20 protein-coding genes are annotated in these 14,871 nt (G+C 39.4%); 14 read left to right on the top strand and 6 right to left on the bottom strand.

The genetic code is table 11. The annotated features are described in order from the left end of the window. Positions 1–63: 63 nt before the first annotated feature. A complete protein-coding gene (locus tag EWZ81_RS01130; RefSeq protein ID WP_165548744.1) occupies positions 64–843 on the bottom strand; it encodes a hypothetical protein in 780 nt (259 codons plus the stop codon). Positions 844–967: 124 nt separating this feature from the next. Between EWZ81_RS01130 and EWZ81_RS01135 the strand changes: the two genes are divergently transcribed. The 14 genes from EWZ81_RS01135 to EWZ81_RS08655 all read left to right on the top strand — a co-directional run bounded on the left by EWZ81_RS01135 (position 968) and on the right by EWZ81_RS08655 (position 11,317). After that, positions 968–1,456 carry a peptidylprolyl isomerase gene (locus EWZ81_RS01135; protein WP_017281049.1) on the top strand — a complete coding sequence of 163 codons (489 nt, stop codon included), beginning with the start codon at positions 968–970 and terminating at the stop codon, positions 1,454–1,456. Positions 1,457–1,473: 17 nt separating this feature from the next. Next, positions 1,474–1,704 (top strand): carbon storage regulator, encoded by a 231-nt coding sequence (locus tag EWZ81_RS01140; protein WP_060758328.1) that lies wholly within the window; start codon positions 1,474–1,476, stop codon positions 1,702–1,704. Continuing rightward, on the top strand, positions 1,704–2,507 hold the full coding sequence (locus EWZ81_RS01145; protein ID WP_165548745.1) for a 4-(cytidine 5'-diphospho)-2-C-methyl-D-erythritol kinase: 804 nt from the start codon (positions 1,704–1,706) through the stop codon (positions 2,505–2,507). Before EWZ81_RS01140 ends, EWZ81_RS01145 begins: the two co-directional genes overlap by 1 nt. Further along, complete coding sequence (gene smpB / locus EWZ81_RS01150) at positions 2,504–2,965, top strand: SsrA-binding protein (RefSeq protein ID WP_165548746.1); 462 nt, start codon at positions 2,504–2,506, stop codon at positions 2,963–2,965. Before EWZ81_RS01145 ends, smpB begins: the two co-directional genes overlap by 4 nt. After that, on the top strand, positions 2,965–3,417 hold the full coding sequence (gene exbB / locus EWZ81_RS01155) for a TonB-system energizer ExbB (protein WP_024751164.1): 453 nt from the start codon (positions 2,965–2,967) through the stop codon (positions 3,415–3,417). Before smpB ends, exbB begins: the two co-directional genes overlap by 1 nt. Positions 3,418–3,427: 10 nt before the next feature. Beyond that, positions 3,428–3,829, top strand: a complete 402-nt coding sequence (locus EWZ81_RS01160) for an ExbD/TolR family protein (RefSeq protein ID WP_000755082.1) — start codon at positions 3,428–3,430, stop codon at positions 3,827–3,829. Between the two features lie 71 nt (positions 3,830–3,900). Next, positions 3,901–4,035, top strand: coding sequence for a 50S ribosomal protein L34 (gene rpmH / locus EWZ81_RS01165; RefSeq protein ID WP_001847286.1), 135 nt, complete (start codon positions 3,901–3,903; stop codon positions 4,033–4,035). Beyond that, positions 3,995–4,480: a ribonuclease P protein component gene (rnpA, locus tag EWZ81_RS01170; RefSeq protein ID WP_165548747.1), complete on the top strand. Its 486-nt coding sequence runs from the start codon at positions 3,995–3,997 to the stop codon at positions 4,478–4,480. The genes rpmH and rnpA overlap by 41 nt, the downstream gene beginning before the upstream one ends. Then, a complete protein-coding gene (gene yidD / locus EWZ81_RS01175; RefSeq protein ID WP_165548748.1) occupies positions 4,467–4,820 on the top strand; it encodes a membrane protein insertion efficiency factor YidD in 354 nt (117 codons plus the stop codon). The genes rnpA and yidD overlap by 14 nt, the downstream gene beginning before the upstream one ends. A 5-nt stretch (positions 4,821–4,825) precedes the next feature. Then, positions 4,826–6,469 carry a membrane protein insertase YidC gene (gene yidC, locus EWZ81_RS01180; protein WP_165548749.1) on the top strand — a complete coding sequence of 548 codons (1,644 nt, stop codon included), beginning with the start codon at positions 4,826–4,828 and terminating at the stop codon, positions 6,467–6,469. A gap of 13 nt (positions 6,470–6,482) precedes the next feature. Beyond that, positions 6,483–7,277: a Jag N-terminal domain-containing protein gene (locus EWZ81_RS01185; RefSeq protein WP_079340632.1), complete on the top strand. Its 795-nt coding sequence runs from the start codon at positions 6,483–6,485 to the stop codon at positions 7,275–7,277. Further along, positions 7,270–8,622, top strand: coding sequence for a tRNA uridine-5-carboxymethylaminomethyl(34) synthesis GTPase MnmE (gene mnmE / locus EWZ81_RS01190; RefSeq protein ID WP_165548750.1), 1,353 nt, complete (start codon positions 7,270–7,272; stop codon positions 8,620–8,622). The genes EWZ81_RS01185 and mnmE overlap by 8 nt, the downstream gene beginning before the upstream one ends. 200 nt (positions 8,623–8,822) lie before the next feature. Continuing rightward, the gene (locus EWZ81_RS01195; protein WP_165548751.1) at positions 8,823–11,051 is read left to right on the top strand and encodes an outer membrane beta-barrel protein; all 2,229 of its coding nucleotides are present in this window, start codon (positions 8,823–8,825) and stop codon (positions 11,049–11,051) included. An 86-nt stretch (positions 11,052–11,137) separates the two neighbouring features. Next, the gene (locus EWZ81_RS08655) at positions 11,138–11,317 is read left to right on the top strand and encodes a hypothetical protein (protein ID WP_331458897.1); all 180 of its coding nucleotides are present in this window, start codon (positions 11,138–11,140) and stop codon (positions 11,315–11,317) included. Between the two features lie 328 nt (positions 11,318–11,645). Here the strand turns inward: EWZ81_RS08655 and EWZ81_RS01200 are convergent, their stop codons facing one another. The 5 genes from EWZ81_RS01200 to EWZ81_RS01220 all read right to left on the bottom strand — a co-directional run bounded on the left by EWZ81_RS01200 (position 11,646) and on the right by EWZ81_RS01220 (position 14,830). Then, positions 11,646–12,557, bottom strand: coding sequence for an LPP20 family lipoprotein (locus EWZ81_RS01200; RefSeq protein ID WP_165548752.1), 912 nt, complete (start codon positions 12,555–12,557; stop codon positions 11,646–11,648). Between the two features lie 9 nt (positions 12,558–12,566). Further along, positions 12,567–12,908 carry a hypothetical protein gene (locus EWZ81_RS01205; protein WP_000824761.1) on the bottom strand — a complete coding sequence of 114 codons (342 nt, stop codon included), beginning with the start codon at positions 12,906–12,908 and terminating at the stop codon, positions 12,567–12,569. A 7-nt stretch (positions 12,909–12,915) separates the two neighbouring features. Continuing rightward, positions 12,916–13,443 (bottom strand): LPP20 family lipoprotein, encoded by a 528-nt coding sequence (locus EWZ81_RS01210; protein ID WP_000795968.1) that lies wholly within the window; start codon positions 13,441–13,443, stop codon positions 12,916–12,918. A gap of 23 nt (positions 13,444–13,466) precedes the next feature. Beyond that, a complete protein-coding gene (gene lpoB, locus EWZ81_RS01215) occupies positions 13,467–14,099 on the bottom strand; it encodes a penicillin-binding protein activator LpoB (RefSeq protein ID WP_000243401.1) in 633 nt (210 codons plus the stop codon). Positions 14,100–14,515: 416 nt separating this feature from the next. Further along, complete coding sequence (locus EWZ81_RS01220) at positions 14,516–14,830, bottom strand: thioredoxin family protein (RefSeq protein WP_000895149.1); 315 nt, start codon at positions 14,828–14,830, stop codon at positions 14,516–14,518. Between the last annotated feature and the right edge of the window lie 41 nt (positions 14,831–14,871).

A 14,871-nucleotide genomic window follows, 5' to 3' on the forward strand; every position in this document is an offset into this window, starting at 1 on the left:
AAAGCCCTTACTGAAACAAGGAAATGAAAGTATAGTCATAGAAAGCTTAAGGTTTGCTTAAATCTAGGGAATGTTTGGGAAAATATTTTGATTTTTTAGAGCGCTTAAAAATTGCACGATCTTTTCTTTAGGGATAATCACTAAACTTTCGTGGTTTTCTAAAGTGCTGCTAGCCATTCCCATAAACTCCCCCACTTCGCTAAAATAAGGTCTCCCTCCCCACAACACGCTCCCCTTTTTAAAAGAACTATCAAGCGAAAGAAACTTTTTAGATTTCAAAAGTTCAGCCACAGAAATATCCGTTGTCTGTATGGAAAAAGAATTCCCCTCATTTAACGCTGGGTAGTAGAGATCAGAGTTGGGTGTTTTTTGATTGGTATAGGGATTTGAATGAAAAGTTTGAGCGTATTTGGCATAAATCCTTGCATGATAATAGCTCTCTTCTCTTTTATGGCAATAATCGTCTCTAAAATCGGCGGTTTTTAAAAGCGAAAGCCCTTGATCCCTATCTATCGCTTCAAGGCGCAAACTGGCTATACAAATCAGTTCTCTAGCGCTGCTGTCTTGCATTTTGGCTAAAATCATTTTAGGGTACAAGCCATTAGAATAAAGCGTTTCAGAAGAAGCGATATAACGCCCGTTTTCTAGCAAAGTCGCATAGCCTTCTTTATAAGTCCCATCGCTAAAATACACTTTCAATAACGCAACAGAATAAACCCATGCAGGGAGCGTTGGATCAAGGGGTGAATCGTCTCTAACGATTTGGATGTTATTAGCGTTCATCATGCATGAAAATAAAACGATACAACAACCCACCGCTAATCTTTTATGCCAAAACGCCATCATCAAAACTTACCGCTTAAATTTCAAAAGTATCCTACAACACTATCGGCCAAAATACCATTTGTTTTAATTTATTGCTATAATAGATCATTTGAATGACAAAAGCTTATCGCAAAGGTTTATGATGGATCCAATTAAAACTTATGAAATTAAAGAAGAAGAGCTTGCAAAAACCGCTTACGCCACGATCAAAACCAATAAAGGCAATATCGCTTTAGAGCTTTTTTATAAAGATGCGCCCCAAGCGGTGAGTAACTTTGTGGCTTTAGCTAAAGAGGGTTTTTATGATGGGCTTAGCTTCCATCGTGTGATCGCAGGCTTTGTGGCTCAAGGAGGTTGCCCTTATGGCACAGGCACAGGCGGGCCAGGACACCGCATTAAATGCGAAGTGGCCCATAACCCCAACAAGCACAAAAGAGGCTCACTCTCTATGGCGCATGCCGGAAGAGATACAGGGGGGAGTCAATTTTTCTTGTGTTTTGTGGATTTGCCCCATTTAGATGGCGAGCACACCGTATTTGGCAAAATCAAAAACACAGAAGGCCTTAATGTCTTGGATAAAATCAAACAGGGCGATATTATAGAGAGCGTTGTGTTTAGCTCTTCTCTATAAGGAACAAGAAATTAGACATGCTCATACTCAGCCGCAAAGTTAATGAAGGGATTGTCATTGATGATAACATCCACATTAAAGTCATTTCCATAGATAGAGGGAGTGTGCGTTTAGGGTTTGAAGCGCCTGAAAGCACCCTTATTTTGCGCACTGAACTCAAAGAGGCCATTGTGAGCGAAAACCAAAAAGCTTCTGTCTCCGTAGATGAAAGCTTGTTAGAAAACATCAAAAAGGTCATTAAGCCTTGATGCATGCCTTTGAAGTTTATCCTAAAGTCAATATTTTTTTAAAAATCCTTCACAAAGAAGGGGCTTACCATAAGATCATTTCTCGCATGTGCTTGGTCAAAGATAAATTCAAAGATATTATCAGTGTCAAAAGCGCGCTTTCCTTTTCGCTAAAAGGGGATTTTGACTGCCCTTTAGAAGAAAACTCGCTCTTTAAAGCCCTCCAAATTTTAAAAAATTTTTTAAAATCAAAAAATTTCTCTCATTCCACAATCAAATCCCTAGACACCCTAGCGATTGAAGTGGAAAAAAACATCCCCACTCAAGCCGGGTTAGGCGGTGGGAGCGCTGATGCTGGGGGGCTATTGTATCATTTGAATCAAATTTTTGACTGGCGTTTGAGTTCAGAAGAGCTTTATCGCATGGGATCTTTAGTGGGCACAGACACCAACTTTTTCATCTCGCAACACAAAAGCGCTAACGCCACTTCTTATGGCGAAGTTGTTGAAAATTTTGAAGAAGAGCCTTTAGAAAATCGCCTAGAAATCTATGCACCAAACCATGTTTTTTGCAGCACCAAAGCCATTTATCAAGCTTATAAGCCTGAATCTTGTTTTTCTCAAGCTAAAGAGTGGCTTAAAAAACCGAGTTTAGAATGCCTAAAGACTTATGACAGAAGCGAATTAAACGATCTTTTAAAGCCGGCTTTACTCACTAACCAAGCTTTAAGAGGTATAGAAAGCGAATTAGGCAAGGAGTGGTTTTTTAGCGGGAGCGGGAGCGCGTTTTTTAGGCTAAAGCCTATGCAAAAAGGGGGCGAATGAAACTCATTGCCAGCAATAAAAAAGCCTATTTTGACTATGAAATTTTGGAAACTTTAGAAGCGGGATTAGCGCTTTTAGGCTCTGAAGTGAAGGCTTTGAGGCAAACTAGGGTGAATTTAAAAGATAATTTTGTTAAAATAATCAAAGGAGAAGCTTTTTTATTTGGTGTTCATATATCATATTTAGATACAATCCATGCGTATTACAAGCCCAATGAAAGGCGAGAGCGTAAGTTGCTTTTACACAAAAAGCAATTATTGAAATGGCAGATTGAAGCGTCTAAAGAACGCTTGAGTATCGTAGGATTGAAATTGTATTTTAACCAAAGAAATAGAGCTAAAATCCAAATTGCTTTAGTGAAAGGAAAAAGATTGCACGACAAAAGACAAAGTCTTAAAGAAAAAGCGCTCAATAAAGAAATTCTTGCTGATTTAAAACACCACTTTAAAGGACAATAATGAAAGAAATGGTAGATTATGGGGTTATAGGGTTTTTGATCTTTTTATCAGTCATCGTTATAGCGATCGCAATAGAAAGGTTGTGGTTTTTTGCCACTCTTCGTGTAGATGACTACACAGACAGGCGTAAATTAGAGCTAGCCCTACACAAACGACTGACTTTAGTGGCCACGATTGGCTCTAACGCCCCTTATATTGGCCTTTTAGGAACGGTTATGGGGATCATGCTCACTTTTATGGATTTAGGATCCGCTTCTGGCATTGACACTAAAGCGATCATGACTAATTTAGCCCTTGCTTTAAAAGCGACTGGCATGGGGTTATTGGTAGCGATCCCTGCGATTGTGATCTATAATTTGCTCGTGAGAAAAAGCGAGATTTTAGTCACTAAATGGGATATTTTCCACCACCCGGTTGACACGCAATCCCATGAGATTTATAACAAAGCCTAAGGATTAAGCGGTGAAAAAAGTAGAATCCATGAATGTGGTGCCTTTCATTGACATCATGCTTGTGTTGTTAGTGATCGTGCTTACAACCGCGTCTTTTGTGCAAACTTCAAAGCTCCCTATTAGCATTCCTCAAGTGGATAAGGACAGCACTGATTCTAAAGACGTGTTGGACAAAAAACAAGTTACGATCGCCATTTCTAATAAAGGCTCTTTCTATTTTGACGATAAAGAAATCAGCTTTGAAAATTTAAAACACAAGGTTTCCACTTTGGCTAAAGACACCCCTATTGTCTTGCAAGGCGATAAGAAAAGCAATTTGGATAACTTTATCAAAGTGGTGGATTTATTGCAAACGAACAATCTGAAGCAGCTTTACATTCTTGTTGAAGATAAAAAGAATCAAAAAAATTAGTTTTAGTCAATTTTTAGCATTCTTTAGCTAAAATCTGTGTTTATGTTTAATTTTTATCAAGGGAGTTTTAAATGAAACGCACTTACCAACCACACAACACACCAAGAAAGCGAACCCATGGCTTTCTTGTGAGAATGAAAACCAAAAACGGGCGCAAGGTGATTAATGCCAGACGAGCTAAGGGCAGAAAAAAGCTTTCCGTCTAAACCCTATGACTCTTTAAAAAACAAGAGCGAGTTTGATAGGGTTTATAGAAAAGGTTTTAAAAAGCATAACCCTTTTTTTTCGCTCTTTGTTTTGGATTTGTCAAAAGAGTCGCTAAAAGGAAAAGAGGGCTTTAAAGATCCGCTCTCTTGTAGGCTTAAAGACAAAAAAACGCTTTATTTATTAGGCTTGAGCGTGTCCAAAAAAGTCGGCAACGCCGTGAAACGAAACCTTATCAAACGCCGTTTGCGTTCGCTTACATTAAAGCATGCCGCTCTTTGTCAAGGGCTTGCTTTGGTGTTTGTGCCTAGAAGCGATTGTTGCCATTTGGATTTTTGGGCTTTAGAAAAACATTTTTTAGAAATGCTAACTTCCATTAAAAACTATATGAACAAAGCCTTGAAAGGCTTGAAAAAAGGAATGACTCATACCTATGCGAAACCATAAAACGCCTTTTTTGAGCGCGATTTTTACGGCATCAATTAGGGGTTACCAACGCTTTTTTTCGGCTTTCACCCCTTCAAGTTGCCGGTTTTACCCCACTTGCTCCAACTACGCTCTATGGTTGCTCTCTTTTGAAAGCCCCCTAATTGCCATAGGTAAGATCGCTATAAGGATACTCTCATGCAACCCTTTTTGCTCTGGGGGCATTGCTTACCCTACTACTCGCTTGAAACGCCCAAGCCTGATCCAATCTCATAAAGATTTTAACCGCAATTTTAAAACCATCACTTTTTGGCTCATTCCCACCAAAAGCCGCACAACTTACTACATCATTAAGGTTTAATCACAATGGATAGAAACAACAATAATAATCTCCGCTTGATTTTAGCGATCGCTCTGTCTTTCTTGTTTATCGCTCTTTATAGCTATTTTTTCCAAAAACCAAACAAAACAACAACCCAAACCACAAAGCAAGAAACAACCAACAACCATACAGCAACAAGTCCTAACGCGCCCAACGCCCAACATTTTAGCGTTACTCAAACCATCCCCCAAGAGAGTTTGTTAAGCACGATTTCTTTTGAGCATGCCAGGATTGAAATTGATTCTTTAGGGCGCATCAAACAGGTTTATCTCAAGGATAAAAAATACCTAACCCCCAAACAAAAGGGCTTTTTAGAGCATGTGAGCCATCTTTTTAACCCCAAAGCTAACCCGCAAACCCCCCTAAAAGAACTCCCCCTTTTAGCAGCCGATAAACTCAAGCCTTTAGAAGTGCGTTTTTTAGACCCTACGCTCAATAACAAAGCGTTCAACACCCCTTATAGCGCTTCAAAAACCACTCTTGGGCCTAACGAACAGCTCGTTTTAACCCAAGATTTAGGCGATCTTAGCATCATTAAAACCCTGACTTTTTATGATGATTTGCATTATGATTTAAAAATCGCATTCAAATCGCCTAATAACCTTATCCCTAGCTATGTCATCACCAATGGTTACAGGCCGGTGGCTGATTTAGACAGCTACACCTTTTCAGGCGTGCTTTTAGAAAATACCGACAAAAAAATTGAAAAAATTGAAGATAAAGACGCTAAAGAAATCAAACGCTTTTCTAACACCCTCTTTTTATCCAGCGTGGATAGGTATTTCACCACCTTGCTTTTCACCAAAGATCCTCAAGGTTTTGAAGCCTTAATTGATTCAGAAATCGGCACTAAAAACCCTTTAGGGTTCATTTCCCTTAAAAATGAAGCGGATTTGCATGGCTATATTGGCCCCAAGGATTACCGCTCTTTGAAAGCGATTTCACCCATGCTCACGGATGTGATAGAGTATGGCTTGATCACTTTTTTTGCTAAAGGCGTGTTTGTTTTATTGGATTATTTGTATCAATTTGTGGGCAATTGGGGTTGGGCTATCATTTTTTTAACGATTATCGTGCGCATTATCCTTTATCCTTTAAGCTATAAGGGCATGGTGAGCATGCAAAAACTCAAGGAATTAGCCCCTAAAATGAAAGAACTCCAAGAAAAATACAAGGGCGAACCCCAAAAGTTGCAAGCCCACATGATGCAGCTTTACAAAAAACATGGGGCTAACCCGCTAGGGGGTTGTCTGCCCTTGATCTTACAAATCCCGGTGTTTTTTGCGATTTATAGAGTGCTTTATAACGCCGTGGAATTGAAAAGCTCAGAATGGATTCTATGGATTCATGACTTATCCATCATGGATCCGTATTTTATTTTACCGCTTCTTATGGGAGCGTCTATGTATTGGCACCAGAGCGTTACGCCAAACACCATGACCGATCCCATGCAAGCAAAGATTTTTAAACTCTTGCCCCTATTATTCACGATCTTTTTAATCACTTTCCCTGCAGGGTTAGTTTTGTATTGGACCACAAACAACATCCTTTCGGTGTTACAGCAACTCATCATTAATAAAGTCTTAGAAAACAAAAAACGCGCGCATGCTCAAAACATAAAGGAATAATAAAGGAAAATTGATGCAAAATCCTATTGAAATCAAAGCCAAAACCTTAGAAGAAGCCCTCATTCAAGCTTCTATCGCCTTGAATTGCCCCATCATTAATTTGCAATATGAAGTCGTTCAAACGCCCTCTAAAGGTTTTTTAAATATAGGTAAAAAAGAAGCCATTATTTTAGCGAGCGTTAAAGAAAGCGTTAAAGAGGTTAAAGAAGAAAGCGTTAAAGAAATTGACACGAAAGGAATCCATCAAAGCGCAGAAGAAAAAAAACAAAACTTAGAAACAGAAACACCGCAAGAAGAAAGAATCACCCCTAAACCCCCTAAAAAAACCCTTAAAGAAGAATCTCATGGCGGAGACAAGCTCCATGAGATTAAGCAAGAATTGAAAGACTTATTCTCCCACTTGCCTTATAAAATCAACAAAGTGGAAGTGAGTCTTTACGAACCGGGAGTTTTATTGATTGATATTGATGGCGAAGATTCCGCTCTTTTAATTGGCGAGAAAGGTTATCGTTACAAAGCCCTTTCTTACTTGCTCTTTAACTGGATCCACCCTGCTTATGGCTATAGTATCCGCTTAGAAATTTCCACTTTTTTACAAAACCAAGAAAAGGTCATGGAAGCACAACTCCAAAGCACGATCATGACCGTGCATGAAGTGGGTAAGGGGCAGATGAAAGCCCCTGATGGCGTTTTAACCTATATCGCTTTAAAGAAACTACGAAAAGCGTTCCCTAATAAGTATGTTTCTATCAAAACCAATTTAAACGATGAAAAATACATCGTCATCAACGACTTTAACAATGAATGACACCATCGCCGCTATCGCTACCCCTTTAGGCAAGGGAGCGATTAGCATCATTAAAATCAGCGGCCATAACGCCCTAAACATCCTCAAACAACTCACCCAAAAACAAGACTTCACCCCCAGATACGCTTACGTGTGCGACATTTTTTCTAATGGCGTTTTATTGGACAAAGCGTTAGTCATTTATTTCAAAGCCCCCTATAGTTTCACCGGTGAAGATGTGTGCGAAATCCAATGTCATGGAAGCCCCCTTTTAGCGCAAAATATCCTTCAAGCTTGCTTGAATTTAGGGGCTAGGCTCGCTAAAGCGGGGGAATTTAGCAAAAAAGCCTTTTTAAACCATAAAATGGATTTGAGCGAGATTGAAGCGAGCGTTCAGCTCATCCTTTGTGAAGACGAAAGCGTTTTAAACGCTCTAGCCAGGCAGCTTAAGGGCGAGTTAAAAATTTTTATTGAAGAGGCCAGGAACGATCTTTTAAAGCTTTTAGCCAGCTCAGAAGTTTTGATTGATTATAGCGAAGAAGACATCCCTAGCGATTTTTTAAAGGAAGTATCTCTTAATTTAGAAAAACAAATCGCCTCTTTTAAAGACTTATTGGATTTTTCTAACGCACAAAAACAAAGGAATAAGGGGCATGCCTTAAGCATTGTTGGCAAACCCAATGCCGGCAAAAGCTCCCTATTAAACGCCATGCTTTTAGAAGAAAGGGCTTTAGTGAGCGACATTAAAGGCACAACAAGAGACACCATAGAAGAAGTCATTGAACTAAAAGGGCATAAGGTGCGCTTGATTGATACGGCTGGCATTAGAGAGAGCGCGGATAAAATAGAGCGCTTAGGGATTGAAAAAAGCCTTAAAAGTTTAGAAAATTGCGACATTATTTTGGGCGTGTTTGATCTTTCTAAACCCCTAGAAAAAGAAGATTTTAACCTTATGGACACCCTTAATCGCGCCAAAAAGCCTTGTATTGTCGTTTTGAATAAAAACGATCTAGCCCCCAAACTAGAGCTTGAAATTTTAAAATCTTATCTTAAAATCCCTTATTCTATCCTAGAAACTAACACCCTAAATTCCAAGGCTTGTTTGAAAGATTTGGGCCAAAAAATCAGCGCTTTTTTCCCCAAACTAGACACTCAAAACAAGCTCTTGCTCACTTCCATAGCCCAAACAACCGCCCTAGAAAACGCCATTACTGAATTGCAAAACGCTAAAAACCATTTAGAAACTTTGGAGCTTTTTTCTTATCATATTTTAAGCGCGATAGAAAACTTGAACTTGCTCACCCGCCCTTATGAAACCAGCCAAATGCTTGATAGCATGTTCAGCGAATTTTGCTTAGGCAAATGAAATCGCTTAAAGCATGGATTAAAACCCCTTTAGTGCTACTTTTTAAGACTTTTTTACCCATTAGCACCGTTTAGTATCCGTATTTGCAAAAACCATACTGCCATTTTTCAAAAAGGGGTAAAATAGGCTAGTTTAAAATATATACATGCTATCAACTACTTTTGAGTAAAAATGTTAAAAAAGACCATTAAGGAGATTCCATGCTAAAACTCGCCAGTAAAACGATTTGTTTATCCCTAATCAGCTCATTCACCGCTGTAGAAGCCTTTCAAAAACACCAAAAAGACGGCTTTTTTATAGAAGCCGGGTTTGAAACCGGGCTATTACAAGGCACACAAACTCAAGAACAAACCATCGCCACCACTCAAGAAAAACCCAAACCCAAACCAAAACCCATTACCCCTCAAAGCACCTATGGGAAATACTACATCTCCCAAAGCACCATTTTAAAGAATGCGACTGAGTTGTTTGCAGAGGATAATATCACCAACTTAACCTTTTACTCTCAAAACCCTGTGTATGTAACCGCTTATAACCAAGAAAGCGCTGAGGAAGCAGGCTATGGTAATAACAGCTTGATTATGATACAAAACTTCTTGCCTTATAACTTGAACAACATTGAGCTGAGTTACACGGACGATCAAGGCAATGTGGTCAGTTTGGGCGTGATAGAGACTATCCCTAAACAATCTCAAATCATTCTGCCCGCAAGCTTGTTTAACGACCCGCAACTTAACGCCGATGGCTTCCAACAACTCCAAACCGCCACCACACGATTTTCTGATGCCAGCACGCAGAATCTGTTTAACAAGCTCAGTAAGGTTACAACCAATCTTCAAATGACTTATATCAATTACAACCAATTTTCTAGCGGTAACGGCACTGGTTCTAAACCCCCATGCCCCCCATACGAAAACCAAGAAAATTGCGTGGCTAAAGTGCCGCCTTTCACCTCTCAAGACGCTAAAAATTTGACCAATTTAATGCTGAACATGATGGCGGTGTTTGATTCTAAATCTTGGGAAGACGCCGTCTTAAACGCTCCTTTCCAATTTAGCGACAACAACCTTTCAGCGCCATGTTATTCTGATTATTCTACATGCGTGAACCCTTACAACGATGGGCTTGTTGATCCTAAATTGATCGCTAAAAATAAAGGAGATGAATACAATATAGAAAACGGGCAAACAGGCTCAGTGATATTGACGCCGCAAGATGTTATCTATAGCTATAGAGTCGCTAATAATCTTTATGTGAATCTCTTGCCCACAAGAGGAGGGGATTTAGGGTTAGGGTCTCAATATGGTGGCCCGAATGGCCCAGGCGATGATGGCACCAATTTTGGCGCTTTAGGGATATTGTCTCCTTTCTTAGACCCTGAAATACTATTTGGCAAAGAATTGAATAAAGTCGCCATCATGCAATTAAGAGACATCATCCATGAATACGGCCATACTTTAGGCTATACGCATAACGGGAACATGACTTATCAAAGAGTGCGCATGTGCGAAGAAAACAATGGGCCAGAAGAGCGCTGTCAGGGCGGGAGGATAGAGCAAGTGAATGGGCAAGAAGTGCAAGTGTTTGACAACGGGCATGAAGTGCGAGACACCGATGGCTCTACCTATGATGTGTGTTCTCGTTTTAAAGATAAGCCCTATACAGCGGGCAGCTATCCTAATTCCATTTATACCGATTGCTCTCAAGTCCCCGCCGGGCTTATAGGCGTTACCAGCGCTGTTTGGCAACAACTCATTGATCAAAACGCCCTACCGGTGGATTTTACTAATTTGAGCAGTCAACCCAACTATTTAAACGCCAGTTTGAACACGCAAGATTTTGCAACCACTATGCTTAGCGCGATCAGTCAAAGCCTTTCATCTTCTAAATCTAGTGCTACCACCTATCGCACTTCAAAAATCTCACGGCCCTTTGGAGTCCCCTTATTAGGCGTCAATCTTAAAATGGGCTATCAAAAATATTTTAATGATTATCTAGGGTTGTCTTCTTATGGTATTATCAAATACAACTACGCTCAAGCCAACAACGAAAAAATCCAGCAATTAAGCTATGGTGTGGGAATGGATGTGCTGTTTGATTTCATCACCAATTACACTAACGAAAAGAACCCTAAAAACAATCTAACTAAGAGGGTTTTCACTTCCTCTCTTGGGGTGTTTGGGGGGTTGAGGGGCTTATACAACAGCTATTATTTGTTGAACCAATACAAAGGGAGCGGTAATTTGAATGTGACCGGTGGGTTGAATTACCGCTACAAGCATTCTAAATATTCTATAGGCATTAGCGTTCCTTTAGTCCAATTGAAATCTAGGGTCGTTTCTAGCGATGGCACAACTACCAATTCTATCACCCTCAATGAAGGGGGCAGTCATTTTAAAGTGTTTTTTAATTACGGATGGATTTTCTAAGGGTTAAAAATTGGCTTTAACTCCCTATTGACTCTAAAACGCTCTTTTTAGCGTCTGTTATATTGCTAGGCGGTTTTGGTTCTGTTTTGTACGCTGTTTTAAGCGTGGGCGTTAGTGTTCGCTCTTTTTGTTCTTGTATCGCTTGCGTGATTTCTTTAAGCTCGTTGAAGCTTTTTTCCGTCTCATTTGTTTGTTCTCTGTTTTCTTTTTCCTTTCGTTCTCAAACGCCCTTTTTTAGGAAGTTACAAAAATTAAAATTGCGTTAGCTTTTAAAAATGTTAGTTAGATTTGGGACAAATAAGTGAGCTAGGGGGTTTGAGGATTTTGAACGCCCAAAATCATTCGGTTTTTTCAAATAAGCTCGCTTGCGTAGGCTCTTAAAAAAGATTTTAGTTTTTGCGGGTTTTAGTTTTTAGTGGGTGTGTTAAGGTGAGTGTGTGGGATAAAGAGTATTGAATAATGTGTTTTAGTTTATTTGGCGAGAACAAAAGCCATGAACTTTTAGGGGATTATTTTAATAGGTGCAAAACACCACACAAAACAACAACGCTACAAAACTGAATGAATAAGCATAAAGCAAGATTAATACCCTGCTTATAGCCCCGTATTGCCCTGCCCTTCTTTATTGGCATAATCTTTCAATTTTTTATAAAGCAAAGATTGCAAGCGCGTGATAGCAAAATTCTTATTCTTCTCATCCACTTCAAGACTTCTATTCAATACGGGCGTGCCTTGACAATCGCTCGCGCTAACAACCACTCTAATGCGTGTGATGCCATTAGCGCTGTCTGTGAAAACTTCATTTTTGATTTGATAGAGTTTTTCTTCATCGCTAGGGGTTAGCACTCTGGCATAAGCGCTCATGAGAGCGTTTTTAATCTCTGCGTCGCTGTTATCATCAAAAGCGATTCGCACTTTAGGCTTGAAAGCGTTTTGATAGTAGATTTTTTCATAATTTTCTAACGAACTCACTGGGACAGAATACGCTTTTAAAATCCTTTCCATAGGCGCCGCTTTAGCCAATAAATCCCCCATGCTCTTGGATTGCTGTAAAAAAACCCCTTTACAAACCTTAGGCATTAAGGTGGAAAACTGCCCATAAAGAGCGTTATACTTATCCCTTAAACCCTGCAAAAACAAGTTTTGATTGATCCTTACTCTGGTGTAGTAGATCCCTTTTTGCGCTTCTTGATTGACAATTTCTACATTATTCAATTCCAAGTCATCGGTTTTTAAATTAATCGTTTGCGAATCACTGGATTTTAACTTATTATCCACACGACTTTTTTGAATATGGATTTGTGAATTGACCACCACGCTAATAGACGCCACTAAATCCGCTAACGCTTTTTGTTTAGAAGCCTCTTTAGAAGTGGCTGAACCACTCCCATAAAGATAGCCTTTTTGGGTGTTTGTTTTGTTATAGGCCTTGCTATACCACTTAGGCTCTGCGCTTAAATTGGCACCCACAAAAGCCACAAGGCATGCAAGAATAATCTTTTTCATTATCAATCCTCACTCATTCATTAAAGCGACATGCTTCTTAGTAATCCTTAGAAGCACATAAACTTTATCCGTATCAATAAAAGTGGCCTTTAGCTCACTAGCCTTAATCTCTACTTTATCCCCCTTGAAAGCTTCCATCACTTTCTCTAAGGCGTTTTGTCTGGCTGAGGACAAGCTATAATCCATATCTGAAAGCAATATATCGCTCATCCCACACACTAAAATTTTTTCATCTTTGGTTTGGGTCTTTTCAATCCGCATCTCTTTTGAGCAATCTTTTGCCCACTTAGGCAAGGATTTCCCCCACACAAACCCCAACACCAAAACAAGTGCGATAGCAAGGCGTTTCATTAAAACCCTACTTTTTAACCATGCCTAACTCTTCGCGCACTTTATCCACAATTTGCTTATCCAAGCCCACTAAAACAAAAACCCTATCTTTACCGACATAGCGGGCGAGCATTTTAGAAGCGATCAATTCCTTATCCACTAATTGAGAAATTTTTTCAGTATCAGTGCCGCTTATGGACCTTTTACCAGAAGCATCTACCGTTCTGGTTTTTTCATTTTCCAAATCTTTTTGTAAAGTGGATTTTAGATTCGCCGCTAAATTAGCCCTAGCCTTCGCTGTAGCCTGGTTAGTAGAATAATCCACATCATTATTAGTGATCAAATCCTCAGCCCTTCCTAAAAAGACCCCTGAATATTTTTCATACTTCGCCACTTTTTCCAAATCCCCTACAACCCAATCAGGAGCACCTTTAGTCGCTTCTTTGTAAGCCTTATTGCTTTTACTGATACCTGATTTTGGGGCATGGCTACAACCTACGATCACCATCGCTGCTATCACACTCATCCCTAAAATTTTTTTAACTTGATTTTTCATCGCTCATCCTTTCAAATATAAATTTAAAACATACGCTTATTGCTAGCATTTTTCACAATAGGCTTAACATCGCTCCATACCTCTTCACCCGTTTTCCTGTTGGTAAGGCTTAGGGTGAAGTCGTAGTCCAAGCGCTGCCTAGAACTACTAATAGAGGCTGCGATACTAGATACTTTACCACTTAAAGATAAATCAGCGGCTTTTAAAGTGCCTTTTTCTACAGTGGTGTCTTGATTATACTCTTCGCTCTCTCGTTCTTTTTCGCGCTGTTTCACCATTCGGCTATCGGCTGCAATGCCACTTCCTCCACTCGCCCTTGTGATATTGAACCTCCCATTAGATCGCAACCGCAACTGCCGCGCAATTTCAGTCGTCAAAAGATTCATATCCAAATTGGGCTGCGTGGTGTCGTTAATAACATCTGAAACTTCAATCAAATGCTTGCCCTTGAGTTGCTCAAAATTAGGGTCGCTAAACATGGAATCTAACATCGCGTTAGCGGTTAGCAATAAATCCGTGCTGTTAATACTTGCAGTCGTATTTTTAGTGGCATCATTCACATTTTGATAAGTTGCCATTTCGCTTGAACAACCCACCCACAATAAAGTGCTCAAAATCACCGAGCTTATAATTTTTAATTTTGTTTTCAATACCATAGTGATAGAAACTCCCTATTCAAAATTTAAAACAGATACTTCCGTTCCTAATTTTAAACTTCTAATCTAAACACACAGTGTTTTTGCGGATTTTAGCATTTTATGCGTCTTTTTTTTCACATTTTACAAGTTTTAGCCCTACAAATTTCACACTGCAAGCATTAATACCACAAATTCGCTCATTTTTAGCTTAATTAAAGGAACTTTTTTAACAAACATGCTGATTTAAAAACGATAAAAAACGATTTTTTGAGATAAAGAAATAACATAAAAGCTATTTGAAGTTAGCCCCCTATCAAAAAGGGGGCTAAAAAAAGGGACTATAGAAAAAAAGACTAAATAAAAAAAGAGTTAAAAGATTTTTAAACTCTTATTTTTACAATAAGGCTCTTTGATAACGCCCTTTATGATGCCCTTTACAATAACGCTTTTAGAGCGTCTTCAATCGGTTTTTGAGAGCTAGGTTCTACAAGCCTTTCACCCACTTCTTTGGCGTTTTTGTAAAAAATCAAAGTAGGGATCTTGCGGATGCCTAAGCTCTCTTTGAGATCCTGGCTCTCATCAAAAGAAACCTTAAAAAATTCCACCTTGCCTTTGTAAGTTTTGGCTAAATTTTCCATAATCGGCTCAATCTTCCTGCAATCCGGGCACCAATTCGCCCCCACATTAACCACTACTGCTTGATGAGCGGTTTTTTCTGCGTAATTCTTCCCGTTAATCACTTCTAACATGATAATCCTTATTTTTTATTTCCCCCGACCGCCGAAGTATA

Source organism: Helicobacter pylori, assembly GCF_011140715.1.
Classification (GTDB): domain Bacteria; phylum Campylobacterota; class Campylobacteria; order Campylobacterales; family Helicobacteraceae; genus Helicobacter; species Helicobacter pylori_DA.

Bases quoted from the DNA above. Each gene is read 5' to 3' on its own strand.
- EWZ81_RS01210 (WP_000795968.1), bottom strand. From the start codon at position 13,443: ATGAAAAATCAAGTTAAAAAAATTTTAGGGATGAGTGTGATAGCAGCG.
- EWZ81_RS01145 (WP_165548745.1), top strand. From the start codon at position 1,704: ATGCATGCCTTTGAAGTTTATCCTAAAGTCAATATTTTTTTAAAAATC.
- EWZ81_RS01140 (WP_060758328.1), top strand. From the start codon at position 1,474: ATGCTCATACTCAGCCGCAAAGTTAATGAAGGGATTGTCATTGATGAT.
- yidD (WP_165548748.1), top strand. From the start codon at position 4,467: ATGCGAAACCATAAAACGCCTTTTTTGAGCGCGATTTTTACGGCATCA.
- lpoB (WP_000243401.1), bottom strand. From the start codon at position 14,099: ATGGTATTGAAAACAAAATTAAAAATTATAAGCTCGGTGATTTTGAGC.
- EWZ81_RS01205 (WP_000824761.1), bottom strand. From the start codon at position 12,908: ATGAAACGCCTTGCTATCGCACTTGTTTTGGTGTTGGGGTTTGTGTGG.
- smpB (WP_165548746.1), top strand. From the start codon at position 2,504: ATGAAACTCATTGCCAGCAATAAAAAAGCCTATTTTGACTATGAAATT.
- rpmH (WP_001847286.1), top strand. From the start codon at position 3,901: ATGAAACGCACTTACCAACCACACAACACACCAAGAAAGCGAACCCAT.
- rnpA (WP_165548747.1), top strand. From the start codon at position 3,995: ATGCCAGACGAGCTAAGGGCAGAAAAAAGCTTTCCGTCTAAACCCTAT.
- EWZ81_RS01185 (WP_079340632.1), top strand. From the start codon at position 6,483: ATGCAAAATCCTATTGAAATCAAAGCCAAAACCTTAGAAGAAGCCCTC.
- EWZ81_RS01135 (WP_017281049.1), top strand. From the start codon at position 968: ATGGATCCAATTAAAACTTATGAAATTAAAGAAGAAGAGCTTGCAAAA.
- yidC (WP_165548749.1), top strand. From the start codon at position 4,826: ATGGATAGAAACAACAATAATAATCTCCGCTTGATTTTAGCGATCGCT.
- EWZ81_RS01130 (WP_165548744.1), bottom strand. From the start codon at position 843: ATGGCGTTTTGGCATAAAAGATTAGCGGTGGGTTGTTGTATCGTTTTA.
- EWZ81_RS01220 (WP_000895149.1), bottom strand. From the start codon at position 14,830: ATGTTAGAAGTGATTAACGGGAAGAATTACGCAGAAAAAACCGCTCAT.
- exbB (WP_024751164.1), top strand. From the start codon at position 2,965: ATGAAAGAAATGGTAGATTATGGGGTTATAGGGTTTTTGATCTTTTTA.
- mnmE (WP_165548750.1), top strand. From the start codon at position 7,270: ATGAATGACACCATCGCCGCTATCGCTACCCCTTTAGGCAAGGGAGCG.
- EWZ81_RS01200 (WP_165548752.1), bottom strand. From the start codon at position 12,557: ATGAAAAAGATTATTCTTGCATGCCTTGTGGCTTTTGTGGGTGCCAAT.
- EWZ81_RS01195 (WP_165548751.1), top strand. From the start codon at position 8,823: ATGCTAAAACTCGCCAGTAAAACGATTTGTTTATCCCTAATCAGCTCA.